This window comes from Gammaproteobacteria bacterium (assembly GCA_013151035.1).
In the GTDB taxonomy this organism is placed as follows: domain Bacteria; phylum Pseudomonadota; class Gammaproteobacteria; order JAADJB01; family JAADJB01; genus JAADJB01.
Genome location: JAADJB010000009.1, coordinates 38,120 through 64,798 on the forward strand (window position 1 = coordinate 38,120; position 26,679 = coordinate 64,798).

The following is a 26,679-nucleotide window of genomic DNA, read 5'->3' on the forward strand; positions in this document are numbered from 1 at the left end:
TATCAAAAAAAACGCATGTAAATATAATTTAATGCGGATGCCACCCATGCATTCAAGAACGGGTTAATCTAGAATCTTCCCTCGTAATGACTTGATCTTACCGCGTTGAACCTTACTGTCCACTCGTCTTTTCTGCGCACCTTTTGTTGGTTTGGTCGGCCTGCGTTTTTTCTTTATCACCGTAACAGCTCCGAGCATTTCTTGTAAACGATCCAGCGCATCCTCCCTGTTTTTTTCCTGAGTGCGAAAGCGCTGCGCCTTAATAATGATAATGCCATCCTTGCTGATACGCCGGTCACGCAGATTTAACAGTCGCTGTTTATAAAAACCGGCTAATGAAGATGCATTAATATCAAAACGCAAGTGAATCGCTGAAGAGACCTTATTGACATTCTGACCACCCGCCCCCTGTGCACGGATTGCCGTCAATTCAATCTCATCATCAGGGATAGATATGTTCGCGGTGATTTTTAACATTATCTATTTTTTGCTAAATGTAAACTTCTGCCCACCGACCGAGGCCTCATACATCAAGCCACCCTTGGCAACAGTAAATACTGCGACACCATGATTATAGTCCACATCAGCCGAGGCACCTGCTGTCACAGCAACCGCTGAGATCTGCGCATTAAACTCAAACTCGCCGCGCATAAACTCATTAAGCGCGGCTTTAGTACCAAAGAAGATGATTTCACTGTAGGTCTGCCCGCCCAACTGAAAACCAATGGTCAGTTGTGTCAGACTAGTATCACCAATATAACTTCCCCGGCGATAAACTTTACCCTTACCATAGGCACCACCAATACCCATACCGGCTTTCGCTACCGTTGGAAAAACAGCATAGCCGTAGGCATCAGCAAAGAACCGTTTTAAATCGGCATCCTTTTTCTTGAAACTGGTAATAGTTTTATTGATTCCCTTATCATTGGTCGAATTATCTTTAGTCTTGTCATCAAATGGATTCCAGCCAGCATTAGTCGCCGATAGTGGAGCAATTAACAAACAAACTGATAACAGCATTCTTAGTACGACAATATATTTTTTCATGGTGAAACTCCGTCTACACTTTATGGGTAAATAACCACACCGACACGATCAACATGATCAATAAGTTGTGGGTTCCTTAAATCATGGTAGGCCTGCAAATCAACCAAATAAGGAATATCCGAATCATCCAGATCCATTAACACCTCTGCAATAACAGCACGATCAATTCCCTGACCAAAGGCGACTAAATCAATATCACTACGCGAGTTATACGTGCCCTTAGCACGAGATCCATAGAGTTTCACCTGCTCAATAGCAGGAAACCTCTTGAGTATATTTTCCAGAGTCATCCTATTTTGTCCTGTTAAACCCGTATCCTGCATTACGCGTTAATTTCCGACAAAAGTTCCATATACCATTCATCCAGCATAGGCAAATAACTCGCAGCAATACTTTCTATCACCATCTCGAATTTTGCAAAATCATAGGTATGGCTCATTAGATTCCGGTCACCGATCATTTTTAACCATGTATCTGCATCCTTGATATACCTGGAGGCATAGGCCTGTCTTACTACTGTCTTTGGCGATATTTTATCCAGGTTAACACCATCATATTCCATTTTATCTTTTAAAACATTCCATGCCAGTTCGAAGGTATATTCAAAACGTTGAATAATGCCTTCCTTTTCCAACTGACTCATATTATCCAGATCGCCTTCCATTGCTTCTCGCAACAATAAAAAGGCACGCTTGAAATTATTAAATCGTTGTTGCCAACGAATATCTTGATCATTCATCATGGTATCCTTGATAATAGTCCCTTGTTATATGTAATTACACTACTGCCCCGTTAAGGATTTATTTAATTACTGTAATAATATGATATTAATAGAAAAAATATGCCTGGTAAGCTCGAGACAGGGATGTATTCACGGCGTGTCTATGATCAATATAGGTGATTCATGCCTCACTCCTGAAAACAGCTCCAAACAAAACCTATATCTCAAACTGCTATATCAACCGCCACCACACCATCATCCCGCAACTGCCAGGCACGCATCTCCAGCACACCTTCGATATCGAGTGAGATAATCAAATAACAGGTATCGGGATAGGCTGACTGCTGGATATCGGCTAATGAGGGTTCGGCAGAGGCATGGGGGTGGGAATGATAGATGGCAAACAGCTCATCACCCTGCTCTCGCATCTGGCGCATGGCATCAATCTGTTGCTGGGGTGCCATCTCAAAAATACGCCCCGGATCGGTGGCACTATTTTTTATCGGGTAACTGTGATTAGCCACACCATCACGCGCTGAAACCAGGCCACAGATTTCTTGCTCAGGTGAGGACTGTGCATGGGTCAATAACTGGTTGACCAACACCCTGGAGAGTTTGATCACCGACATCAGGCTTCGGCAATCAGTTTCTTCAGCATGGCATTCACTTCACCCGGATTAGCCTTACCCTGGGTCGCCTTCATTACCTGACCAACAAAGTAACCGAACAGCTTTTCCTGCCCACCCTTATACTGTTCCAGTTGACCGGGATTATTTGCCAATACTTCTTTGATAATCTTCTCGATAGCCGCTGGATCACTGATCTGTTTCAGACCCTTGTTTTCAATCACCGCATCGGCATCACCTTCGCCATTCCACATGGCTTCGAATACCTGTTTGGCAATCTTGCCAGAGATGGTGCCATCCTCAATACGCTTGAGCAAACCACCAAAAGCTACAGCATCGACCGGGCTTTGTTCAATGCCCATCGTCGCTTTGTTCAAGGCGGCAGATAATTCACCTAATACCCAGTTAGCAGTCAGTTTACCTTTGCCTGCTGAGGCCTTTAATGCCGCCTCAAAATAATCAGCCATCGCCCTGGATGAGGTTAATCCCCCGGCATCATATTCACTCAGTTCATATTCCTGAATAAAACGCTGACGCTTGGCATCGGGCAACTCAGGCAAAGAGGCCTTGATTTCATCAAGAAAGGCCTGATCCAGTTCTACTGGCAACAGGTCAGGATCAGGGAAATAACGATAGTCATTCGCCTCTTCCTTGCTACGCATGGAACGGGTCTCATCCTTATCCGCATCATATAGACGCGTCTCTTGTGCCACCTTGCCACCACCCTCAATCACATCAATCTGGCGTTCCACCTCATGATTAATCGCCTTCTCGACAAAACGGAAGGAGTTCAGGTTTTTAACCTCGGCACGGGTACCGTATTCACCCTGCCCCTTTGGACGCACCGAGACATTAGCATCACAGCGAAAAGAACCTTCCTGCATATTACCATCACAGATGCCAAGATATTGCACCAGGGCATGAATCTTCTTCATATAGGCAACGGCCTCAGCGGCTGAACGCATATCTGGTTCGGAGACAATCTCCAATAACGGGGTACCGGCACGATTAAGATCAATCCCAGTGGAGCCATGAAAATCCTCATGCAGAGACTTGCCCGCATCCTCTTCCAGATGAGCGCGCGTGACCCCTACGGTCTTGCTATTACCCTCACCCCACTCAATATAAAGCTCACCCTTACCCACGATAGGCAGATCCATTTGACTAATCTGATAGCCTTTGGGCAGATCAGGGTAAAAATAATTCTTACGGGCAAACACCGAACGCATCAACACCTCGGCACCAATCGCTAAACCAAAGCTAGCACCCATACGTACTGCCTCGGCATTAACGACCGGCAACACACCGGGGAAACCTAGATCCACGGCACAGGCCTGGGTATTGGGTTCGGCACCATAGGCAGTCGATGCACCGGAAAATATCTTACTCTTGGTTGCGAGCTGGGCATGGATCTCCAGACCGATTACGACTTCCCATTCCATCTTTTAATAACCTCTTAATTGCAAATTGTTGGGTTATGGTGCGTGGTACGCACCCTACCGCTGGTATCCCCACCTGTGCGGGGATGACACACCATCATTCGAAACCTTTTGGAATCTGTGTATGCCAATCGGTCTGTTGCTGAAACTGATGCGCCACATTCAATAATTTTGCCTCGGCAAAGTAATCACCAATAATCTGTAGACCCACCGGCATATCATTGGCAAAACCAGCAGGAATCGACACCCCCGGCACCCCGGCCAGATTCACGGCAATGGTGTATATATCAGAAAGATACATGGTGACCGGATCATCCTTCTTTTCACCCACGCCAAAGGCTGTGTCCGGGGTGGTTGGACCCATGATGACATCTACCTCGGACAGTGCCTGCCGAAAATCATCACGAATCAGACGACGCACCTTCTGCGCCTTCAGATAATAGGCATCATAGTAACCAGCTGATAGGGCATAGGTACCAATCATAATACGACGTTTGACTTCATCACCAAAACCCTCCTCACGCGAGCGTTTGTAAAGGTCTTCCAGATCCTGAGGTGCATCACAACGATGACCAAAACGCGCCCCGTCAAAACGCGACAGGTTGGATGAACACTCAGCCGGTGCCACCACATAATATACGGGTACTGCCAGATGAGTATTAGGCAAACTAATCTCGACAATCTCCGCACCCAGACTCTTATAGACATCAATCGCCTGTTCAATTACCTGAGCCACATCAGCTTCCAGACCTTCACCAAAATATTCCTTTGGCAAGCCAATCTTCAAGCCCTTGAGGGATTGATTCAGGTCAGCCGAATAATCATCCACGGCACGATCCACACTGGTTGAGTCACGTCGATCAAAACCTGCCATTGCCTGCATCAAGGCGGCTGCATCTTCGGCAGAACGTGCCATCGGGCCGCCCTGATCCAGACTGGAGGCAAAGGCGATCATGCCATAACGAGATACCCGCCCATAGGTAGGCTTAAGCCCCGTCAAACCACATAATGCCGCTGGCTGACGAATCGAACCTCCGGTATCGGTGCCCGTTGCAAGTGGTGCCAGACGTGCGGCAACCGCTGCCGCTGAGCCACCGGAGGAACCACCCGGCACGGCATCCAGCCGCCAGGGGTTTTTCACCGCACCATAAAAACTGGTTTCATTACTGGAACCCATGGCAAATTCATCCATGTTGGTCTTGCCCAGCATAACTGCACCCGCTGCATTTAACTGTTGCGTCACGGTCGCATCATAAGGCGAGATAAAGTTATCCAGCATCTTCGAACCACAACTGGTCCGTACCCCCTGGGTACAAAAGATATCCTTATGGGCATAGGGAATCCCGGTTAAATAATCAGTCTCACCCTTATGAATGCGCTCATCAGCCTGCCTGGCAGCAGCTAACGCCTGATCCCCGGTCACCGTAATAAAACTATTAATCCGGGCATCCAAGCTAGCGATACGATCCAGATAGGCCTGAGTCAACTCGACACTGGAGAAATCTCCCGCTTTAAGCCCCGCCACTAATTCAACAACACTTTTTGTATACATCACTCGATAACCCTCGGCACCAGATAGAGTCCCGCTTCAACCTGTGGTGCAATGACCTGAAATTCTTCACGATGATTACCCTCGGTCACCTTGTCCTCACGCAATAGTTGTACCGCATCCAGCGGGTGCGACATCGGTTCGACATCATCCGTCGCCACATTTTCCAGTTGTTCGACAAAGGCCAGGATATCGGACAGGTTCCTGGCATAGTCCGGGACATCGGCATCATTGATGCCAAGGCGTGCCAAATGAGCAATCTTGTTAATATCGGATGAATCCAAAGCCATGTGTATTCCTTAAGCGTTTCACTAATAACGGGCTATTATGCCATTTTACGTAAATTATACCTAATTAATACCTTGCTGAAACCCCCGCCCGTTGTTACAGTATTTCGGATTTCATATAAGAACCGGGTTGCAAGTCAAAATGTTTAAACGTCTGAGTCTGATGGGGATGTTCTCCAACGATTTATCTATTGATCTGGGTACCGCCAATACCCTGATCTATGTCCGTGGACAAGGTATTGTCCTTAACGAACCATCCGTCGTTGCGATTCGTCAGGATCGAGGCCCTGGTGGTCCTAAGAGCGTCGCCGCCGTTGGCAGTGAGGCCAAACGGATGTTGGGACGTACCCCAGGTAACATTACCGCCATTCGCCCGTTAAAAGATGGTGTAATTGCCGATTTCACCGTCACCGAGAAGATGCTACAACACTTCATCCATCGCGTGCACGAGACCCGTTTTTTCAAACCCAGCCCACGCGTATTGATCTGTGTACCTTGTGGTTCCACCCAAGTCGAACGTCGCGCCATCAAGGAATCAGCCGCAGGTGCGGGTGCGCGTGAGGTCTATCTGATTGAAGAACCGATGGCAGCAGCGATTGGTGCCGGAATGCCGGTTGAGGAGGCCAGTGGCTCTATGGTGCTGGATATTGGTGGTGGCACCTCGGAAGTCGCTGTTATCTCACTCAATGGTATTGTCTATGCAGCCTCAGTACGCATTGGTGGTGACCGCTTTGATGAGGCCATTATCAGCTATGTACGCCGCAACTATGGCACCCTGATTGGCGAAGCCACCGCCGAACGTATCAAACAGGAAATTGGCTCTGCCTTCCCTGGCACAGATGTCAGGGAGATTGAGGTCAAGGGTCGTAATCTGGCACAAGGCATCCCGCGCAGCTTCACCCTCAACAGCAACGAGATCCTGGAGGCAATGCAAGAGCCTCTATCAGGTATTGTCGATGCAGTTAAAAAGGCACTGGAACAAACCCCGCCCGAACTCGGTGCGGATGTTGCCGATCACGGCATCGTACTCACCGGTGGTGGTGCCCTGCTAAGAGACCTGGATCGTCTATTGATGGAAGAAACAGGGCTGCCTGTGGTGGTTGCCGAAGACCCCCTCACCTGTGTCGCCCGTGGCGGTGGTCGCGCACTGGAACTGATTGATGAACGTGGTGGCGATGTATTCGCTGTGGAATAGCGGAACAGTGGAATAATTGAAACTCCTGTTCTCACAAGGTCCCGCGCTTACCACACGCCTGGTCGTTTTTGTCCTTATCTCCCTTATCCTGATGACGGTTGACCACCGTCAACAACACCTGGAGACACTACGCAGCAAACTTTCCATTATCGCTTATCCAATGCAATGGCTGGTTGATTTACCCACCACGGCAAGTGAGTGGATTGAAGAAACCCTGGTCAGCCGCCGTACCCTGGCTGACGAAAACACCCGCCTCAAGACCCAGAACCTGCTATTACAGGCACAACGACAAAAACTCGATGCGCTGGAGGCAGAGAACCAACGTCTGCGTAGCTTGCTCGATTCCTCATTCAAGATCAGCGACCGGGTACTTATCGCAGAATTACTCTCTGTTGACCTCGACCCCTATCGCCATCAAATACTATTAAATAAGGGCAGCAATGATGGTGTCTATGCAGGGCAAGCCCTGATTGATGCCCAGGGCATTATGGGGCAGATCATCCACATCGGCCCCTTTAGTGCCAGCGCCATGCTCATTACTGATCCCGCTCACGCCATCCCGGTACAGGTCAACCGTAACGGTTTACGCACCATTGCCCTTGGTACCGGCAACCTGGATCGTCTCAATCTACCTCATCTACCCAATAATGCTGATATTAAAATTGGTGACCTATTGGTCAGTTCAGGGCTGGGTGGTCGCTTCCCCCCCGGTTATCCTGTCGCCCGCATCACCCGCATCAAACAACATCCCGGACAAGCCTTTGCTGAGGTCAGTGCCCTGCCACTCGCACGTTTAAACCGCAGCCGTGAAGTGCTACTGGTATGGCAACAGGATAAACCGGCAGAGGACATACAGCCATGATACGCAGCCAACATCATGGCGGTCGTATTATCCTGCTGAGCCTACTGACTGCATTATTACTGAGTATTACCCCATTACCAGAGACACTACAGGTCTTTCGACCCGACTGGGTTGCCCTGACCCTGCTGTACTGGTGTCTTGCTCTGCCACAACGTATTGGCGTGGGTATTGCCTGGATAACAGGTCTACTACAAGATGTGTTAATTGGCAGTCTGCTGGGGCAACATGCACTCATACTCGCCTTAATTGCCTATATTGTGCTCCGTTTTCATCAGCGTATCCGCCCCTTTCCGCCCTGGCAACAGGCTATTATTGTTGCCTTATTACTCCTGCTTACCCAACTGATCACATTATGGATTAATGGCATTATAGGACGCTCACTCAATAGTTGGTCTTACTGGCTGCCGAGCGTCACCGGCACCCTGCTATGGCCTGTTATATTTTATCTACTGCGTAAGATAAGACGCTGGTTTCATGTAAAATAGACATCAATTCAAGCCCACGAATTCAAGTCAGATACCATGCCAAGTCCTACTAAAATAAAAAACCATTTTCTGGAGAATCGTTTATTCCTTAACCGGGTATTCATCGCCCTGATTATTGGCGGCATACTTATTTTACTTCTCATATGGCGACTCATCTATCTACAAGTCATCGCACACGAACACTTCACTACCCTGGCGAACAATAACCGTATCAAGATCAGTGCGGTACCACCTAATCGCGGGCTTATTTATGACCGTAACGGGGTATTAATGGCAACCAACCTACCCGCCTATCGTTTACAAATCACCCCGGAACAGGTCAAGGATATGGATACGACCCTCAACGCCTTGTCTGGAATCCTGGAAATATCAACTCGCGATCTCAAGCGTTTCCAGCGTCTACGTAAACGCTCACATGAATTTGAGGCTATCCCTCTGCTGTTTAATCTCACTAGCCAGGAGGTTGCCACATTTGCTGTCAACCGTCACCGCTTCCCGGGGGTTGATGTTGAGGCCGTACTGACCCGACATTATCCCCAGGATAAACGTAGTGCTCATATCCTGGGCTACGTTGGACGCATTGATGAACGCGAACAACAACAACTGGATGCCGTCAACTATCGAGGCACCAGTCATGTCGGCAAAACCGGTATCGAAAAGACCTACGAGTCCTTATTGCATGGCAAGGTTGGTTATCGACAAACCGAGACCACTGCCAGCGGGCGCGTCTTACGCACCCTCAGCACCCAACCACCGGAGCCGGGTCGTGATATCTACCTTAGTATTGATACCGTCTTACAGAATGTCGCTGAGGATGCCTTTAATGATTACAATGGTGCCGCTGTTGCGATGGATATAGAAAGCGGTGAGATCCTGGCAATGGTCAGCATGCCCACCTATAACCTCAACAGCTTCGTCAATGGCATCAGCTATCAGGACTATCAAACGCTCACACAGAATGAAAACCAACCCCTATTCAACCGTGCCCTGCGCGGACAGTACCCCCCAGGCTCTACACTAAAACCCTTTATTGGACTTGCCGGACTGGAGTTGGGTATTACCAACGAACACAGTAAGACCTTCTGTCCGGGGTTTTATACTTTGCCCAACAGCCGCCGTAAGTACCGTGACTGGAAGCGCAGAGGGCATGGTACCGTTGATATTACCAAGGCCATTGCTCAATCCTGTGATGTCTATTTCTATGATCTCGCACGTTCCATGGGCATCGACAAGATCCATGATTATCTGACTCTGTTTGGTTTTGGTAAAAAGACCGGGGTTGATATCAATGGTGAATTGCCCGGGCTATTACCCTCAAGGGAATGGAAACGTCGCACAAAGAATAAATCATGGTATCCGGGTGAGACCCTGATCAGTGGTATCGGACAAGGCTTTAATCTTGTTACACCAATACAACTGGTCACCGCCACCGCTACTCTGGCACGTCATGGTAAACATATCCGCCCAAGTTTGGTTCATGCCACTCGTGGCAAAGGTAATGCTCCCTTACTACTGGCACAACAACCCATTGGTGAATCAATCAGGATATATAACCATAAGAACTGGCAACGTATTATCGAGGCGATGACCAAGGTTACCCATGGTGCGCACGGTACCGCTCGGCGTATTGGCCGTAATGCCCCCTACAAGATGGCCGCCAAGACCGGTACCGCCCAGGTCTTTGGACTCAAGGCAGAAGAAAAATATGAAGCAAAGAAACTGGCAAAAAAACTCCATGACCATGCCTTATTTATTGCCTTTGCCCCGGTTGATAAACCTCGTATTGCCGTTGCTGTAATTGTTGAACACGGAGGTTCAGGTGGTTCAGTTGCCGGGCCGATTGCAAGAAAAATACTGGATGCCTATCTAATCAAATGAACATACACTCCGCACAAAATTTTCATGAAAGACCCGCTCCGGGCTGGCAACAACGTCTGCATATTGATTCGCCCCTGCTATTAGGTCTTATTGTATTATGTAGCCTGGGTCTACTGGTACTCTATAGTGCCAGCAGCCAGGATATGGGGCATACCTTACGCCAACTGACACGCCTGGGGATTGCCTTCACCGTACTCTTTGTTGTAGCCCAGGTGCCACCTTCTCTATTACAACGCTGGACCCCCTGGCTCTACGCCAGCGGACTTATTATGCTGGCAATCGTACCCTTGATGGGTGATATCGGTAAGGGAGCACAGCGCTGGCTGGATCTAGGCTTTATTCGTTTCCAGCCATCGGAGATTATGAAGCTCACAGTACCCATGATGGTCGCTTGCTATCTCGCCGAGGCACATCTACCACCGGCACCTAAACGCCTAATCATTGCAGGTCTGATTATTATTGTCCCGGTCGTCCTGATTGCCATGCAACCCGATCTGGGCACCTCCCTGCTCATTGGCAGCGCCGGTTTCTTTGTACTGTTCCTCGCCGGTATGAGCTGGCGCATCCTCGGCAGCATGTTCTTTCTCGCTGCCGCAGGGGCCCCCGTTCTATGGCACTTCATGCATGATTACCAACGTCAAAGAGTCATTACCTTCCTCAACCCTGAACAGGACCCTTTGGGCTCGGGCTATCACATTATCCAGTCCAAGATTGCCATTGGCTCCGGTGGCATCTATGGCAAGGGATGGCTCAATGGTACTCAGGCACAACTCGACTTTTTACCCGAACGTTCAACTGACTTTATCTTCGCCGTGCTGGGCGAAGAGGCCGGTCTGATGGGGATATTAGTGTTATTATTTATCTACGGATTTATCATCGTCCGTAGCCTGTTTATCTCGACCCAGGCACAGGACACCTTCACACGCCTGTTAGGTGGCAGCCTGGCACTCACTTTCCTGATCTATATCATTGTTAATACCGGCATGGTCACTGGTCTTCTTCCCGTGGTTGGTCTACCCTTACCCCTAATTAGTTATGGCGGTACATCTATGGTGACCTTAATGGCAGGGTTCGGTATTCTTATGTCTATTCACACACATCGCAAACTTCTACCAGCATAGGGCACATTCATGAAAATCTTTTTCCTTATCAGCGGACTACTATTGCTACCATTAACCAGCAATGCCGATCAGCTCATTAGTCAACAGGCTGGCTTCACGCCCTTTATTGAGCGTATGGTAAAACAGCATCACTTTGAACGTGAACCTTTGATCCATCTATTCAAGGGCATTAAGGTACGAGAGGATATCCTCAAGGCAATCTCCCGTCCGGCAGAGAAAAGTAAAGAATGGTTTGAATACCGACCGATCTTCATCAAGGAATCACGCATCAAGGGCGGGGTTGAGTTCTGGAACAAGCATGAAAAAATACTGCAACAAGCGGCTCAAAAATACGGTGTAGATCCACAGATTATTGTTGCCATTATTGGCGTAGAGACACTCTATGGTCAACGGACCGGACGTAATCGAGTCATTGAATCCCTTAGCACCATTGCCTTCGCTTACCCCAAACGCAGCAAGTTTTTCACCCGTGAGCTGGAACACTTTTTACTCCTCACTCGTGAGGAGAATATTGACCCCGCCAAGGCCAAGGGCTCTTATGCTGGCGCCATGGGGCAATCACAGTTTATATCCAGCAGTTACCGACACTATGCCATTGATGCGGATGGTGATGGTCAGAGAGATTTATGGAATAGCCCACACGATATCATTGCCAGCGTTGCCAATTACTTCAAGAAACACGGCTGGAAGGCCGGCGAGCCGATCACCAGTCGCGCCACTGTTCAGGGTGATGGCTACACCCATTTCCTTAACAAAAAACTCAAGCCCGAGGCCGATCTATCCGAGATGTTACGTCACGGCATAAGCACCGATGATCAACTGAACCCTCAGCAGAAAGCTAAACTCATTGAGTTCAAATTAAAACAAGGGCTGGAATACTGGGTCGCTCTGCATAATTTTTATGTCATCACACGCTACAATCACAGCAGTATGTATGCCATGGCCGTTTATCAACTGAGTGAAGCCATTCGTCAACGCAGGGCCCATCATTCGGATCAAACATGAACCAATTGCTATCCCTGGTAGAGTCCCCGTCACATCCGGACTTTTCCAGCTTGTATCAACGCCTGGATATTCAACAGACACGCCACAATTCCAGCCGCAAGGCCATGGGCGCATTAAAAAAGACAAAACCTGATATTGTCGTCGCTGAGTTTTTTTATGGCTTTGGTAATAACTACGCCGGAGTCAATGTCTGTAATCTTGATGTCTTTCTATCCAGCCTGCAAAAATATGCCCCCGATGCACGCGTCATTATCCTGGTGAGTCGTCAGGAACAACAATATGTGTCACTGCTACAGGAATTGTTTCCTATCCATGCGATATTGGCTCATCCTGTGACTGAGCAACAGATGGAAGAAAAGTTGGTGCGTGCCAATAGTACAGAATGGTGCGCAGTGCGCACCCTACACGAACGGTAGGGTGCGTACCACGCACCCTACCCCTTTGCGTTATAATGACAACATTAACCAGTCAGAGAAGAGACACCTGAACAATGCCAAGCTCAACTATATTTTATACCGAAACCGATGAAGCCCCTGCCTTGGCAACCTATTCCTTTCTACCCATTGTGCAGGCCTTTACCCAGGCGGCTGATATTACTATTGAACCTCGCGATATCTCGCTGGCAAGCCGTATCCTCACTAACTTCCCTGAATATATTGATGAAAACCAGAGACAGGATGATGCCCTGACGGAACTGGGTGAACTGGCAAAGGCTCCCACTGCCAATATCATAAAACTACCCAACATCAGTGCCTCGATTCCACAGCTCATCGCCGCGATCAAGGAATTACAAGCCCAGGGTTACAAAATACCCGACTACCCGGCAGAGGCTAGCAGTGAGACTAATCAGGCTATCAAGGATCGTTATGCCAGAATATTAGGTAGTGCGGTTAACCCGGTATTACGCGAAGGCAATTCGGATCGCCGTGTGGCGGCACCGGTGAAGGAATATGCACAGAATAACCCTCACTCCATGGGCGAGTGGTCTGCCGATTCAAAATCCCATGTTGCATCCATGAGCGATGGTGATTTTTATTCCAGTGAAAAATCTATCGTCATGACATCGGCTGATAAGCTGAAGATTGAATTGATAAGCAATGGAGGTGATACCCGCGTACTCAAGGAATCCGTTGCGGTACTTGATGGCGAGGTCATTGATGCCTCATTAATGAGTTGCAATAAACTATGCCACTTCTTTGAACAGGCTATGCAGGATGCCAAAAAACAGGGCATATTACTCTCACTGCACATGAAGGCAACCATGATGAAAGTGTCTGATCCCATCATCTTTGGTCACGCCGTCAACGTCTATTACAAAGATGTATTTACCAAACACGCTACTACCTTTGAACAACTGAGTGTCAACACCCGCAATGGTCTGGGTGATGTCTACGCCAAAATTGCCCGTTTGCCAGAGGCACAACGTAACGAGATTGAGGCCGATATCCAGGCGGTCTATCAGTCACGTCCTGAACTGGCGATGGTAAACTCGGACAAGGGCATTACCAACCTGCATGTGCCGAGCGATATTATTGTTGATGCCTCCATGCCCGCTGCCCTGCGTGCCTCAGGCAAGATGTGGGGAACCGATGGCAAGCTACATGATACCAAGGCGATGATCCCTGATCGCAACTACGCAGGCATCTATCAGGAGATGTTTGATTACTGCCGTCAGCACGGTGCCTTTGATGTCACCACTATGGGTACAGTCAGTAATGTCGGTTTAATGGCACAAAAGGCTGAAGAATATGGCTCCCATGACAAGACCTTCGAGATACCTGCCAATGGTAGCGTGCGTGTCACCAATACAGCGGGTGATACCGTGCTGGAACATCAGGTTGAAAAAGGGGATATCTGGCGTATGTGTCAGACCAAAGACCTGCCGATACAGGACTGGGTTAAACTGGCGGTTAATCGTGCCCGACTCACCGGACAACCCGCTATCTTCTGGCTGGATGAGAATCGTGCCCATGATGCCCATCTGATTGACAAGGCAACAACTTATTTAAAAGACCATGACACCGATGGATTAGACATAAAGATCATGTCACCCATTGAGGCGATTCGTTATACCCTGGATCGTGTAGCAGCGGGTAAAGACACCATTTCGGTAACCGGCAATGTACTGCGTGACTATCTCACCGATCTATTCCCCATCCTGGAGCTGGGCACCAGTGCCAAGATGTTATCTATCGTGCCACTATTGGCAGGTGGTGGTCTGTTTGAGACCGGTGCCGGTGGTTCCGCACCGAAACAGGTACAACAACTATTGGAAGAAAATCATCTACGTTGGGATTCATTGGGTGAGTTCCTTGCCCTTGCCGTTTCACTGGAGGATATGGCGCAGAAAACTGGCAATAATAAGGCTCAGGTCATTGCCAACGCACTGAATCAGGCCAATAGACAATTCCTGAAAACCAATAAATCACCCTCACGCAAGACCGGTGAAAGAGATACCCGAGGCAGTCATTTCTACCTTGCCCTGTACTGGGCACAGGCACTGGCTAGCCAGGATGATGATAAAGACTTGCAAACCAGATTCACACCCGTTGCACAACAGTTGACCGACAATGAAGACAGGATTATTACCGAGCTAAACTCAGTGCAGGGTCACGCTGTTGATATGGGGGGTTACTATCACCCCGACCGAGAACTCACTGCAAGAATTATGCGCCCAAGTGAGTGTTTTAATGCCGTAATAGACAATATATAAAACCGGGGACAGACCACGGTTTTTCCCCAGCTTACGCCCTGTTTACGGTTGATAATATCTTGTTAATATTTAAGATCTGACAGGTATCAATAGGGATGGATCGCAGGGTCTCGGCCGGTGTCAACGGGGCCGCTGTCTTCAGTTGATGTTTAAGCACATCAAGATCAGCCTCTGACGCATCATTGCCCGCTCTTTGTCGTTGACTGATACGCATAGCTAGTTCTGCTTCTGGTGCCTGACAATCCAGTATGTAGCAGGGCATACCCAGCGCCAGTGACAACTCATAAAATAACTGACGCCTGTCCTGTTCAAGAAACGCAGCATCGACAATAACATTAAAACCCGATTGAATAGCTTTTTTAGTAATATCGAAAAGCTGTTGATAGGTCTTCTCCGTAGCTTCTTTGTTATAGATACCCGTATTAATTGATGCACCTGATGATGCTGTCTCAGCCAAACCGAATAGACGCTTGCGTTCAATATCAGAGCGTAGATGAACAGCCCCCAGCACGGGTGCCAATTGAGAGGCAATCAAGGTCTTGCCTGATCCCGATAAACCATGAGTGATCACCAACAACGGTTTTTTATGATCAATATATTGTTTTGCCAGATCAAGATAAGAACGGAATTCATTCAATATCTGATCCCGGTCATGGGCAGACACCCCTTCCTGATGGGCGCGGATACAATCCACCTTGGCACGCACCATCGCTCGATAGACAAGATAGAAGCGTAATACCGACAGCCCCTCATAATCACCCGTTTGCTGTAGATAATAATTGAGAAATATCCACGCCAGTTGCGACTGCTGACGATCATCCAGATCCATAACAGTAAAGGCAATCTCACTCATCACATCAATCCAGTATAGATCGGGATTGAATTCAATGCAGTCAAAGATCAAGAGATCACCTTGATCCAGTGCGATATTATGCAGATGAAGATCGCCATGACATTCGCGGATATAGCCACCCGCCTTACGTCCTTCAAATACCGGTCTTAATTGATCCCAGGCCTGCATCATCCATTGCCGAACAGGATCTATAACAGACTCAACCTCATCACCAATCAGGGTCTTAATCTGATCCAGATTCTCCATACTCGGGGCAAGAATAGCCTCATTACCACCATAGCTTGAAGCACTATCTGCAACCATAATCTGCTGATGGAAGCGTGCCACCTTTTTCGCTAGCAAGCGAATATGCTCAGCTCTGAGTTCACCACGCGCAAGGCATTTATCCAGTTCATTATGCGGATTAAATTCACGCATCCTGACGGCATACTCCAACACTTCACCATCGCCATCAAGAACAGGGCTATCCGGGTTGCCTGTTATGGCGACCACTCCCAGATAGATATCCGCAGCCAGGCAGGCATTACGCCGAACCTCTTCCTCACAATAGTGCCTACGTTTTTCCAGTGTTGAAAAATCAAGAAAGCCAAAATTAACCGGCTTTTTAATTTTGTAGGCATAGCGACCCGTGAGAATCACCCAGGAGATATGAGTTTCAAGCACAGACAGCCCAGTGACCTCATGGGGGTAGATAGCCGGGTTTTGAAGTGACTCAATCAGCCGTGCAGCAATATTATTCATGGTCTGTTGAGGATAACATATTCTTTTTAATTGGGGTCTGTCCCCGGTTTTTATTGGGGTCTGTCCCCGGTTTTTCTGCTTATAGTATAATCATCCTGAATCAAGAGGACACCATGCAACTAATTAGCCTATTACTGCTATCCATTTTGCTCACAGCCTGTAGTGGTAGCCGAATCTTTGAGCAACAAGATAGTGCCCCGTCACGTCATGTTGATGTTAGCAAGATCCCGGATGCCGTTCCTCGTCACGAGGCGAGGGCACGTTATGGCAACCCCTCCAGCTATGAGGTGCTAGGTAAGCGTTACCATGTAATGGATCACGCTGAGGGTTATGTCGAACGCGGCATTGCCTCCTGGTATGGCACTAAATTTCATGGTCGACTGACCTCCAGCCGTGAACCCTATGATATGTATAAGATGACAGCGGCACACAAGAGCCTGCCTCTGCCCAGTTATGTGCGGGTAACAAATCTGGATAATCAACGCTCGGTGGTGGTTCGCGTCAATGATCGTGGCCCCTTCCATGAGGGACGTATTATTGATCTATCCTATGCGGCTGCCATCAAACTCGGCATTAACAAACGAGGAACCGGTCGTGTCGAGGTACGCGCGCTGCAACCGGGTGTCCAGGAAAAAAGACATTCAGCCTATAAGGATGAAGTAACGCTGACCCCCTACACACGTAGCGGCAACATCTACCTACAGGTGGGTGCCTTTGCCAACCAGGAAAACGCCCATCGTCTAAGATCACGTCTGCAACAGGCTGCCATCCATAATATTGTCATTCAACCCGTTACTAACAGCCGACAGCAACGCGTGTACCGTGTTAAACTGGGGCCACTGAATAGCAACGATGCTGCTGATCGACTCACTCGTCATCTTGCTGAGTTAGGCATACATAACCCGCATATCCTGCTTGAATAAGCCAAAACTGCCCCCATATATTAACCAGCCCGGAACACACCAGAAATATTATGCTTATTAAAATCCAGAGAATCCTTGTTTTACTGTTGATCGCCTTACCCATGATGGCACAGACTGCCCCGCGCCCAGTGCCCAAGGCACCTGCGATTGGTGCGCGCAGCTTTATTCTGCAAGACTACAATAGTGCTTATATCATCGCTGCCAAGGATGCTGAACAACCGATGGAACCGGCCAGTATCACCAAGATGATGACCGCCTATGTCATCTTCAAGGAACTCAAGGCAGGCAATATCAAATTAACCGACAAGGTGACCATCAGTGAACGCGCATGGCGCATGGAAGGTTCACGCATGTTTATCGAGGTCGGTAAAAAGGTTCTACTGGAAGACCTGATCAAGGGCATGATTATCCAATCGGGTAATGATGCCACTGTCGCCCTGGCTGAATACACAGCCGGTGATGAAATCACCTTTGCCGCACTGATGAACCAGCACGCCGTCGCCCTCGATATGGTACACACCCACTTCGTCAATAGTACCGGCTGGCCTGATCCTGAACATATCACCACAGCCGCAGATATCGCTAAACTGGCCCGTGCCTTGATCAGCGAGTTCCCCGAATACTACAGCTGGTATTCCGAAAAGAAATTCACCTTTAACAATATCACCCAATACAATCGCAACAAGCTGCTCTGGCGTGACCCCAGTGTTGATGGACTAAAAACCGGCCATACCGATTCTGCCGGTTATTGCCTGGTAACCTCAGCCAAACGCGGCGAGATGCGCCTGATCTCAGTGGTACTGGGCACCGAAAGCAAAAAAGCCCGCACCGAGGCGAGTCAGGCATTATTAAACTATGGTTTTCGTTTCTTTGAAACTCACAAACCCTATAGTGCAAACACCGAATTAACCACCACTCGCGTCTGGCAAGGCACACAGGAAAAGCTTGCCCTGGGTCTGATGGATGATCTATACATCACTATACCGCGTGGTGAACATGCACAGGTCAAAGCCATACTAGAGATTGATGAACAGATTATCGCACCGGTGACCACCGGTCAGAAATATGGCTCACTGGACATTCAACTCCACGACAAGATTATCAAACAACAACCCCTGATTGCCCTGCAAGCCGTAAAAGAAGGCTCCCTCTGGCAGGTCATTAGCGACAAGATATTGTTATATTTCGAGTAACAAGGGAAATTTTAATCAATGTCCATCGTCTATCTAAATGGTGATTTCCTGCCAATAGAACAGGCCCATGTCTCTGTTCTGGATCGGGGTTTTCTGCTGGGTGATGGTATCTATGAGGTGATCCCTGCCTATGGTGGCCGTTTGTTCCGTCTGACAGAACACCTGCAACGGCTGGATAATAGCCTGGCAGCTATTCAGCTGAGCAATCCAAAGACAAGCAACGAATGGCAGGATATGCTGGAAGATCTGGTACAACGTAATGGCGTGCATGACCAGTCCATCTATATTCAGATCACACGCGGCGTTGCCAGCAAACGCGAACATCACTTCCCTGATAATGTCATCGCCACCGTGTTTGCCATGAGTAACCCGATCCACATCCCTGAACTCGATCTACAACAGGGCTACAAGGCGATTACCCACGAGGATATCCGCTGGAAATACTGTAATATCAAGGCCATTACCCTGTTACCCAATGTGCTATTAAGACAAAAGGCGGTTGAGGCCGATGCCGCCGAGGCCATCCTGATCCGGAATGGCAAGGCCACCGAGGGTGCTGCCAGCAATCTGTTTATTGTGCGTGACAAGCAGCTCATTACCCCACCCAAGGGTGGTTATATTCTGCCCGGCATTACCCGTGATCTAATCGTTGAACTGGCAAGCCACCATAATATTCCCCTGTGTGAAAAGGATATTAGCGAACAGGATCTACGCCATGCTGACGAGATCTGGATGAGCAGTTCAACCCGTGAGATCATCCCCATCACCCAACTGGATGATCAATTCGTTGGTGATGGCAAGCCAGGGCCTTTATTCCGCCACATGGCAGCCCTCTACCACGATTGCCGTGAGGCTCTTCGCAATGGAGAAAAAAACCAATGAACAAAACCGATGAAACCCTGTTTGAATTCCCCTGTGATTTTCCAATCAAGGCAATGGGCAAGATACATGAGGATTTCGAGCAGCTCGTTGTTAATATCATTGATCGTCATGTCGATGATATTAGTACATGCAAGATAAGCACCCGTAATAGCAAAAGCAATGGTTATCTTGCTGTCACTGTCATCATACGCGCACATAGTAAACAGCAACTGGATGCCATATATACCGATCTCACGGCAACAACCGAGATCATCATGGCACTGTAAGCCATTAAAGCAGTGAAGCCGATATCCACACCATCAAGTATCGCACTACACCATCTTGGCCTACAGGATTACCGAGATGTATGGCAGGCAATGCAGACTTTTACTGCCGAGCGAGAGGCTGATACCGAGGATCAAATCTGGTTGGTACAACACCCCGCAGTCTTTACCCTGGGGCTGAATGGCAAAAGCAAACACCTGTTAAATCCGGGTGATATCCCGATAGTTAACAGCGACCGGGGCGGACAAGTCACCTACCATGCACCGGGCCAGATTGTGCTCTATACCCTGCTCGATATAAAACGGCGCGACATGGGCGTACAACAACTGGTCCATCAGCTGGAACAGATTATTATCAATCTGCTGGCAGACTACGATATTAGCGCACAAGCGCGTAAGGATGCACCGGGGGTCTATGTTGATGAACGCAAGATTGCCGCCCTTGGGCTGCGTATCAAACGCGGTTGTAGTTATCATGGTCTGGCACTCAATGTTGATCTGGATCTGGAACCCTTTGAGCGCATTAACCCCTGTGGTTATGTTGGACTACAGACCACCAGCCTCAAAAAGCTGGGGGTTAATGACAGCATTCCCATGGTCTGTGAACGGCTTTTGTCACATTTCCAGCAAGGGATGGGATACACTATCCAGCCATACGATAAACACACAGCTACAACAGTAACCCTATGAATAAATACTCTCTCCCGTTAACTCAAGAGACAGGAATTACTCCTCTTTAGCGGAGACCGTCAGCCGCATGGACGCGGCTGTCGAGCCTACAGGGATGTATTCACGGCGTGTCTCCGATAAAGAGGAGCAGCTCCTGTCTCGCACTTACCAGGCATATTGTTTTCAATGAATAAAGAAAAACCCATTAAACAACGCGGCAAGGAAAAAACTGCCCGTATCCCGATCAAGATCGAGACCACCACCCGGATACAACGTAAGCCAGCCTGGATTCGTGCTAAATCACCCGCCCACCCCGAGGTTCAACGGCTCAAGAAGATCCTGCGTGAACAAAAACTCTACACCGTCTGTGAAGAAGCCTCCTGCCCCAACCTGGGTGAGTGCTTTAGTCATGGCACCGCCACCTTCATGATTATGGGTGATGTCTGTACCCGTCGTTGTCCATTCTGCGATGTCGCCCATGGTCGACCAGACCCCCTGGACGCTGATGAGCCTGAAAACATGGCAAAAACTATCGAGGCGATGGGACTAAACTATGTCGTCATCACATCCGTCGACCGCGATGATCTGCGTGATGGAGGTGCCCAGCACTTTGCCGACTGCATCAGTGCCATTCGTAAACGCACACCCAAGGTACGCATCGAGATCCTGGTGCCCGATTTCCGTGGCCGCATGGAGGTCGCCCTCAAAATCCTGACCAACACCCCACCCGATGTCTTCAACCACAACCTGGAGACCGTGCCACGCCTGTATAAAAAGGCTCGCCCCGGTGCCGATTACCAATGGTCGCTCAAGCTATTAAAAGAATTCAAGGCACACTGCCCCGAGGTGCCCACCAAGTCGGGTCTAATGCTGGGGCTAGGTGAAGAAAACCCCGAGATTGAACAGGTGATGCAAGATCTACGCGAACATGATTGCAATATGCTGACACTGGGACAATACCTGCAACCCAGCATTCACCATATTGCGCTGGATCGTTATGTACACCCCGACGAGTTTGATGAGTTTACCCGCATCGGTGATGCCATGGGCTTCACCCATGTCGCCAGTGGGCCAATGGTACGTTCTTCGTATCATGCCGATCAGCAGGCGGCAGGGGTGATTAAATAGGTATACTGCCCCCCTACCCCACAAAAAACAATCCACTGGCTCACCCAGTGAGCCATCACATCAGGTTAAAAGTAGCCCAAGTGAATTTGCATTATCAGCTTCTTATTTTGGTATGTAATTGACATCTGGTAAACCTTTAAAGTCAATATCTTGAGTCCATAGCGTAGCATTATATTGTTTTGCAGTTGTATATATAATGCTATCCGCCATTGGTAATTTGTACTTTAAGCTAAACTTCGCAGCAGCAGTTGAAATTGAGGACGTAAGCTCTATAATTTGTCCTTTTTGAATTGCCGCAAGAGCTTGTAACAGGTGATTTTCATCACTCTCTCGAAGTATTACTTTTGATATTTCGTAAATACATATTGTTGGCACTATAAGTTCTTCAAGTTCTTTTATAGGAACAGAAAATTTTGTGGCATTCTGGCCACCTTCAAAGTATTCAAGCCAGCCTGAAGAATCGACAACATTCATAACCTATCTTCTTCTCTAGTGAATGATGTATCAATACCTTTAAGAAAACCTTCAAGTTCACCTATATCTCTTTCCGGGATAAATTCGATTCTGTTTTCGTATTGAACGACCTGCATTCGTTGACCAGGTGATAGGTGTAATGACTCTCTGATCTCTTTAGGAATAACAACCTGGAATTTGGGTGACACTTTAACACTTAACACTATCAACACTCCTATCGATTCACGTAAAGTATTACGATATCTACATCGATATACTTTGTCAAATGCTAACTGGAAACCTAAGCCAATGGTGGAAATTTTATCACAGGCGTGATGCCTGCCCGATTACACCAGGTACTCCAGCGACTTATTGATGTCTGTACACGTTCAATAACCCCCTTCATATACACAGGCTTCAACCCCACTGACTCCCCTACTCTCAGCATGTGTACCTCAGCAGGATCTTTGCCTTCCCCTGCAATCGCTGAGGTATGTTCACCATTGATACCATTCGAACAGGTTAAATCATAAGCGGGCGCAAGCCGCCATGCACCGCTTTCATCCATTAGGAAAGAGAAATTCTTGGAGTGATCATCCCTGTTATGAGCCAACACATTGAATGCCATCACAACAAAGGCACGTTCCACATCAGCAGCATTACGCGTCAATGTTTGCGTTGCCTTCAATACGTCAATATAGTCCAGTGATGGCAATCTAAAATCAGCATTAAGCAATCCACCAAGGGTATGCATGTGAATGCGCCGCTGCCCCTCTCGGTCAAAGCGTTTGATGCCAAACCATGCCTTACCGTTATTATCATAGAACAGTCGCGTTTCAGGCATATCGATACCTGCATCCTGCGCCATCAATGAATAGGCATATTCAATTCTTCCCGTATCAGGATGATCATCTGCTGGGAAAAATTTAATAATCCAGGGATCAAATCCTTCTGGTGACTCAGCCTCACCAGAGATCATTCGATCATCACACAGATGCACAAGAATCTTGGGACACACACCCGCAGGAGAACCACCCGCCTGTGCTATTTGAGGCAATATGTCACTGACCCGACCTTCATAGATATTAATAGCATTGCTAGCCATAGCACCAACATCAAGCTCAAAGGAATCATCCGCAATATCATCCCTGGCTGGCTCATAAGTCAACGCACCCATCGTTCGGTTCCCCATATAAGCAAGCCTGTCCAGTGGTGTCAGGTATCTCGTTTCAACACCCAATGAGCGTAAATGCCGATTCATCAACAACAGTCCCCAACCATCTGGAAGAGAATCATTAAACAGACCAAACAAGCCACCCCACGGCACCGCTTCTGCCGATACCGCACCCGCCTTCAACGGCAGGTTAAAGGGAGATAGTTCTAGTCCAGTAGATAAAAAGTCAGAGGTATATTCAAAATAGATGCGTTCCTGATACAAGGCCAATTGCCCAACAGCAATAGAACTACCGGGAGCCAGGGAATAATGAACATTCAGCGCACTCATCGCCTGCCCCGCTTTGGCAAAGGCTGCTGCCGATCCTCGATCTCACGGATTGATGTTATCTCATCAGCCTCAAACAAAGAATGCAATTTCCTGCTCTCATCCAGTGCAAAGGCAATCTTAAGAAAGTTCTCCAGGGTGATCTTTCCACTCTGTTCAAAGTTACGAATGGTTTCTGGCGACACCCCACTCTTCTCACTCAAGGTAGTTCGTTTATAACCATAACGCAGACGCAATGCCTTCGCCTTACGACCCAAGCTCTTCTGTAAATCAGTTGGATTGTCACGCAATTCTTGATATGTTATTGGTTTATTCATACCAATAATTATAGTTATATCTACTTTATTGGTCAAATATTGCTAGTTATTATTAATAATAGGTGATTGGAAAGAATTGATCTATCCATTTAGTATGTTATGGTTATTATCATCTAGTTATATATGGATCGGCTACAAAAGGACATTAGAAACATGCCAGAAACATCCTACCCATTTATTGCACATAAAAGAAAAGACGGGCGTGAACAGTCACTTATTTGTCATCTCACTGAAGTGGGGGATATTGCTGCGGAGCTGGCATCGAAAATAGGGGCTTCAGGTGCTGGAGAGTTAATTGGGTTATTACATGACTTTGGAAAGTTCAGTGTGGATTTTCAGGCATATATAGGTTCTGCTACTGGAAAAATAAATCCAGATGAAGATAACTATGTTGATTTTAGAGGTTTAAAAGGAAAAATAGATCATTCTTCTGCTGGTGCACAATGGATATGGGAAACCTGCCATAGATGGGGGGAACAAGGTCAGTTGGTTGGTCAGATGTTGGCAATATGTATTGCATCACATCACAGTGGTCTTATTGATTGTCTTAAGCCAGATGGCGATAACGCATTTTTGGCCAGAATGAAAAAACTGGATGGTAAAACATATAAAAATGAATGTTTGAAAAATGCACCACAAAATTATCTGGATAAGTTAGAGACTTCGGTAGATAAGGAGTTGATGCAGGAAGCATTAACACAACTACAGAAAGTCATACAAATTGAAAATAGGAAGCTCCCCATAACTATCCAATCTTTTAATCTAGGTTTCTGGACACGTATGTTATTCAGTTGCCTGATTGATGCGGATCGAATTAATAGTGCTGATTTTGAATATCCTGAAAACGCTCAACATAGGAGGGACACGCCAATTGATTGGTCAACTCCGGTTAATCGTCTTGAATCAGCTATTAAAGAATTCAGCGGTGAAAAGGACATAGATGAGTTACGGCGAAATATTTCAGATACTTGCAAAAATCGAGCAAAAGATACACAAGGAATTTATACGCTTACGGTACCCACAGGTGGAGGAAAAACCTACGCCAGTTTACGTTATGCATTACATCATGCTCTATACCGTTCAAAGAACAATAAGGAAATGCCTGTAGATCGCATTATTTATATAATTCCATTTACATCAATTATTGAACAAAATGCACAAGCGATTCGCGAAGTGCTTGAATGTTCAAAAGATGAATTTCCATGGGTGCTGGAACAGCATTCAAATTTAGAGCCTGAGACACAGACTTGGCACAGCAAACTGGTTTCAGAGAACTGGGATGCTCCGATTGTAATGACAACAATGGTGCAATTTCTTGAGGTGCTATTTTCAGGAGGAACAAGAGGTGTAAGAAAAATGCACCAACTGGCTAACAGTGTGCTGATATTTGATGAAATTCAGACATTGCCGATCAACTGTACCCATCTATTTTGTAATGCGCTTAATTTTCTCACCAATTTTTGCAATACTACTGCTGTGCTGTGTACAGCAACTCAACCTTTGCTTGATCAGCTTAAAACACCAGAAAAAGGTCAGTTAGTCATACCAGAAGAAAATGAACTGGTGAGTGATGTACCTAAACTTTTTGAAGATTTAGAACGGGTGAAATTGAATAATAGGGTTCGTCCTAAAGGATGGACAACGGAGCAAATCGCAGATCTTGCCCTGGATGAATTTAATAAACTCAGTAGTTGTCTGATTATTGTTAATACCAAATCATGGGCGCAGCAACTCTTTCAAGCATTGCAGTCTGAAGTAGATAAAGGTGAAATATTTCAATTAAGCACCAGTCTTTGTCCCGCACATCGTAAAATGATCCTTGCTAAGGTTCGGGAACGGTTGGAAAAAAATCAACCCGTATTATGTATTAGCACTCAACTGATTGAAGCTGGTGTTGATGTGGACTTTGCATCAGTGATCCGGTTTCTTGCAGGGCTAGATTCCATTGCACAGGCTGCCGGTCGCTGTAACAGAAATGGTTTGCGTGAAATGGCAGAAGTTCATGTCGTGAACCCGAGTGAGGAAAAAATTGATTTATTAAAAGACATAAAAATTGGCCGAGATAAGGCGCAACGTGTTTTTGATGAAGGCTTTAAAAATTTGTTGGCACCGGATGCAATTAAGCAATATTTTAAATATTATTTTTATGACCGTGCAGGAGAAATGAGTTACCCAGTATCTTCAAAACACTTAGGCAGGGATGATAATTTATTAAATCTGTTAAGTAACAACTCAAGAAATGTAGGCTGTAACAGTAATCCAATACTGCTTCGGCAATCATTTATGACAGCAGGAAAAGTGTTTAAAGCCATTGACTCACCGACACAGGCGGTTATTGTGCCTTATGGGGACGAGGGAGCAAAAATCATTGCTGAGCTGGGGTGTGTGGCAAAAGAATTTGATGTAAAAACCTATCGGGAACTACTTAGGCAAGCACAAAAATATAGTGTCAATGTATTCCCCAATGTCTGGAAACGGCTACAAGAAGAAAAAGCCGTACATGAAATACAGCCCGGTGAAGGTATTTATTGGCTGGATGAACAATATTATAGCGATAAATTCGGCTTGTCAGATAAGCCGTGTAGCTCAATGAAACTCAATATGTGTTAGGAGGAACCCGAATGCATGACAAACCCAAAAATAGTGTCAGCTTCAAGGTATATGGTCGTTATGCCCTGTTTACTGATCCAGTCACCAAAATTGGTGGTGAGAAATGTAGTTATCACCTACCTACTTATGAAGCTATAAAAGGTGTTCTGAAATCCATTTACTGGAAACCCACAATCATCTGGTATGTGGACAGGGTGAGAGTAATGGAATCTCTACGA

The 26,679-nt window shown here is 47.3% G+C and carries 29 protein-coding genes; 16 read left to right on the top strand and 13 right to left on the bottom strand.

Annotated elements, in window-relative coordinates; all coding sequences use genetic code 11:
* Positions 1–63: 63 nt before the first annotated feature.
* From arfB to gatC, 8 genes are all read right to left on the bottom strand, one after another.
* On the bottom strand, positions 64–477 hold the full coding sequence (gene arfB / locus GXP22_01665; GenBank protein NOX08191.1) for an aminoacyl-tRNA hydrolase: 414 nt from the start codon (positions 475–477) through the stop codon (positions 64–66).
* Between the two features lie 3 nt (positions 478–480).
* Positions 481–1,047 (bottom strand): lipid-binding SYLF domain-containing protein, encoded by a 567-nt coding sequence (locus GXP22_01670; GenBank protein NOX08192.1) that lies wholly within the window; start codon positions 1,045–1,047, stop codon positions 481–483.
* 20 nt (positions 1,048–1,067) lie between these two features.
* Positions 1,068–1,370, bottom strand: coding sequence for a nucleotidyltransferase domain-containing protein (locus tag GXP22_01675; GenBank protein ID NOX08193.1), 303 nt, complete (start codon positions 1,368–1,370; stop codon positions 1,068–1,070).
* Positions 1,370–1,786: a nucleotidyltransferase gene (locus GXP22_01680; protein ID NOX08194.1), complete on the bottom strand. Its 417-nt coding sequence runs from the start codon at positions 1,784–1,786 to the stop codon at positions 1,370–1,372. Before GXP22_01680 ends, GXP22_01675 begins: the two co-directional genes overlap by 1 nt.
* Positions 1,787–1,992: 206 nt before the next feature.
* A complete protein-coding gene (locus GXP22_01685) occupies positions 1,993–2,397 on the bottom strand; it encodes a M67 family metallopeptidase (protein ID NOX08195.1) in 405 nt (134 codons plus the stop codon).
* On the bottom strand, positions 2,397–3,836 hold the full coding sequence (gene gatB, locus GXP22_01690; protein ID NOX08196.1) for an Asp-tRNA(Asn)/Glu-tRNA(Gln) amidotransferase subunit GatB: 1,440 nt from the start codon (positions 3,834–3,836) through the stop codon (positions 2,397–2,399). Before gatB ends, GXP22_01685 begins: the two co-directional genes overlap by 1 nt.
* A gap of 94 nt (positions 3,837–3,930) precedes the next feature.
* Positions 3,931–5,385, bottom strand: coding sequence for an Asp-tRNA(Asn)/Glu-tRNA(Gln) amidotransferase subunit GatA (gene gatA, locus GXP22_01695; GenBank protein NOX08197.1), 1,455 nt, complete (start codon positions 5,383–5,385; stop codon positions 3,931–3,933).
* Positions 5,385–5,672 carry an Asp-tRNA(Asn)/Glu-tRNA(Gln) amidotransferase subunit GatC gene (gene gatC / locus GXP22_01700; GenBank protein NOX08198.1) on the bottom strand — a complete coding sequence of 96 codons (288 nt, stop codon included), beginning with the start codon at positions 5,670–5,672 and terminating at the stop codon, positions 5,385–5,387. The genes gatA and gatC overlap by 1 nt, the downstream gene beginning before the upstream one ends.
* A 139-nt stretch (positions 5,673–5,811) precedes the next feature.
* Between gatC and GXP22_01705 the strand changes: the two genes are divergently transcribed.
* The 8 genes from GXP22_01705 to GXP22_01740 all read left to right on the top strand — a co-directional run bounded on the left by GXP22_01705 (position 5,812) and on the right by GXP22_01740 (position 14,928).
* Positions 5,812–6,864, top strand: coding sequence for a rod shape-determining protein (locus GXP22_01705; GenBank protein ID NOX08199.1), 1,053 nt, complete (start codon positions 5,812–5,814; stop codon positions 6,862–6,864).
* Between the two features lie 16 nt (positions 6,865–6,880).
* Entirely contained in the window at positions 6,881–7,726 is an 846-nt protein-coding gene (gene mreC / locus GXP22_01710) for a rod shape-determining protein MreC (GenBank protein ID NOX08200.1), read from the top strand.
* Complete coding sequence (gene mreD / locus GXP22_01715; protein ID NOX08201.1) at positions 7,723–8,211, top strand: rod shape-determining protein MreD; 489 nt, start codon at positions 7,723–7,725, stop codon at positions 8,209–8,211. The genes mreC and mreD overlap by 4 nt, the downstream gene beginning before the upstream one ends.
* Positions 8,212–8,247: 36 nt before the next feature.
* On the top strand, positions 8,248–10,089 hold the full coding sequence (gene mrdA / locus GXP22_01720) for a penicillin-binding protein 2 (protein ID NOX08202.1): 1,842 nt from the start codon (positions 8,248–8,250) through the stop codon (positions 10,087–10,089).
* Positions 10,086–11,210, top strand: a complete 1,125-nt coding sequence (rodA, locus tag GXP22_01725) for a rod shape-determining protein RodA (GenBank protein NOX08203.1) — start codon at positions 10,086–10,088, stop codon at positions 11,208–11,210. Before mrdA ends, rodA begins: the two co-directional genes overlap by 4 nt.
* Positions 11,211–11,219: 9 nt before the next feature.
* Positions 11,220–12,215, top strand: a complete 996-nt coding sequence (mltB, locus tag GXP22_01730) for a lytic murein transglycosylase B (GenBank protein ID NOX08204.1) — start codon at positions 11,220–11,222, stop codon at positions 12,213–12,215.
* The gene (locus tag GXP22_01735; protein ID NOX08205.1) at positions 12,212–12,631 is read left to right on the top strand and encodes a hypothetical protein; all 420 of its coding nucleotides are present in this window, start codon (positions 12,212–12,214) and stop codon (positions 12,629–12,631) included. The genes mltB and GXP22_01735 overlap by 4 nt, the downstream gene beginning before the upstream one ends.
* Positions 12,632–12,705: 74 nt before the next feature.
* Positions 12,706–14,928 (top strand): NADP-dependent isocitrate dehydrogenase, encoded by a 2,223-nt coding sequence (locus GXP22_01740; GenBank protein ID NOX08206.1) that lies wholly within the window; start codon positions 12,706–12,708, stop codon positions 14,926–14,928.
* A gap of 31 nt (positions 14,929–14,959) precedes the next feature.
* On the opposite strand, the gene GXP22_01745 is transcribed toward GXP22_01740, so the two are convergent.
* Positions 14,960–16,522, bottom strand: a complete 1,563-nt coding sequence (locus tag GXP22_01745) for an AAA family ATPase (protein NOX08207.1) — start codon at positions 16,520–16,522, stop codon at positions 14,960–14,962.
* Between the two features lie 113 nt (positions 16,523–16,635).
* Between GXP22_01745 and GXP22_01750 the strand changes: the two genes are divergently transcribed.
* From GXP22_01750 to lipA, 6 genes are all read left to right on the top strand, one after another.
* Entirely contained in the window at positions 16,636–17,445 is an 810-nt protein-coding gene (locus tag GXP22_01750; protein NOX08208.1) for a septal ring lytic transglycosylase RlpA family protein, read from the top strand.
* Between the two features lie 50 nt (positions 17,446–17,495).
* Positions 17,496–18,638 (top strand): D-alanyl-D-alanine carboxypeptidase, encoded by a 1,143-nt coding sequence (locus tag GXP22_01755; GenBank protein ID NOX08209.1) that lies wholly within the window; start codon positions 17,496–17,498, stop codon positions 18,636–18,638.
* An 18-nt stretch (positions 18,639–18,656) separates the two neighbouring features.
* A complete protein-coding gene (gene dat, locus GXP22_01760) occupies positions 18,657–19,520 on the top strand; it encodes a D-amino-acid transaminase (GenBank protein ID NOX08210.1) in 864 nt (287 codons plus the stop codon).
* Entirely contained in the window at positions 19,517–19,786 is a 270-nt protein-coding gene (locus GXP22_01765; protein NOX08211.1) for a DUF493 domain-containing protein, read from the top strand. The genes dat and GXP22_01765 overlap by 4 nt, the downstream gene beginning before the upstream one ends.
* Before the next feature lie 21 nt (positions 19,787–19,807).
* Positions 19,808–20,473 carry a lipoyl(octanoyl) transferase LipB gene (gene lipB / locus GXP22_01770; protein NOX08212.1) on the top strand — a complete coding sequence of 222 codons (666 nt, stop codon included), beginning with the start codon at positions 19,808–19,810 and terminating at the stop codon, positions 20,471–20,473.
* A gap of 156 nt (positions 20,474–20,629) precedes the next feature.
* The gene (lipA, locus tag GXP22_01775; GenBank protein NOX08213.1) at positions 20,630–21,580 is read left to right on the top strand and encodes a lipoyl synthase; all 951 of its coding nucleotides are present in this window, start codon (positions 20,630–20,632) and stop codon (positions 21,578–21,580) included.
* A 102-nt stretch (positions 21,581–21,682) separates the two neighbouring features.
* Here the strand turns inward: lipA and GXP22_01780 are convergent, their stop codons facing one another.
* The 4 genes from GXP22_01780 to GXP22_01795 form a co-directional block, all read right to left on the bottom strand.
* Positions 21,683–22,054 (bottom strand): type II toxin-antitoxin system VapC family toxin, encoded by a 372-nt coding sequence (locus GXP22_01780; GenBank protein ID NOX08214.1) that lies wholly within the window; start codon positions 22,052–22,054, stop codon positions 21,683–21,685.
* Positions 22,051–22,257 carry an AbrB/MazE/SpoVT family DNA-binding domain-containing protein gene (locus tag GXP22_01785; GenBank protein NOX08215.1) on the bottom strand — a complete coding sequence of 69 codons (207 nt, stop codon included), beginning with the start codon at positions 22,255–22,257 and terminating at the stop codon, positions 22,051–22,053. Before GXP22_01785 ends, GXP22_01780 begins: the two co-directional genes overlap by 4 nt.
* 77 nt (positions 22,258–22,334) lie before the next feature.
* Positions 22,335–23,537, bottom strand: a complete 1,203-nt coding sequence (locus GXP22_01790; GenBank protein ID NOX08216.1) for a type II toxin-antitoxin system HipA family toxin — start codon at positions 23,535–23,537, stop codon at positions 22,335–22,337.
* Positions 23,534–23,851: a helix-turn-helix transcriptional regulator gene (locus tag GXP22_01795; protein NOX08217.1), complete on the bottom strand. Its 318-nt coding sequence runs from the start codon at positions 23,849–23,851 to the stop codon at positions 23,534–23,536. The genes GXP22_01790 and GXP22_01795 overlap by 4 nt, the downstream gene beginning before the upstream one ends.
* 153 nt (positions 23,852–24,004) lie before the next feature.
* Here GXP22_01795 and cas3 point away from each other — a divergent pair, with 153 nt between their 5' ends.
* Entirely contained in the window at positions 24,005–26,461 is a 2,457-nt protein-coding gene (gene cas3, locus GXP22_01800; GenBank protein ID NOX08218.1) for a CRISPR-associated helicase Cas3', read from the top strand.
* Between the two features lie 11 nt (positions 26,462–26,472).
* Positions 26,473–26,679: CRISPR-associated protein Cas5 (cas5, locus tag GXP22_01805; protein NOX08219.1), on the top strand; the 207-nt coding region annotated here is incomplete at its 3' end.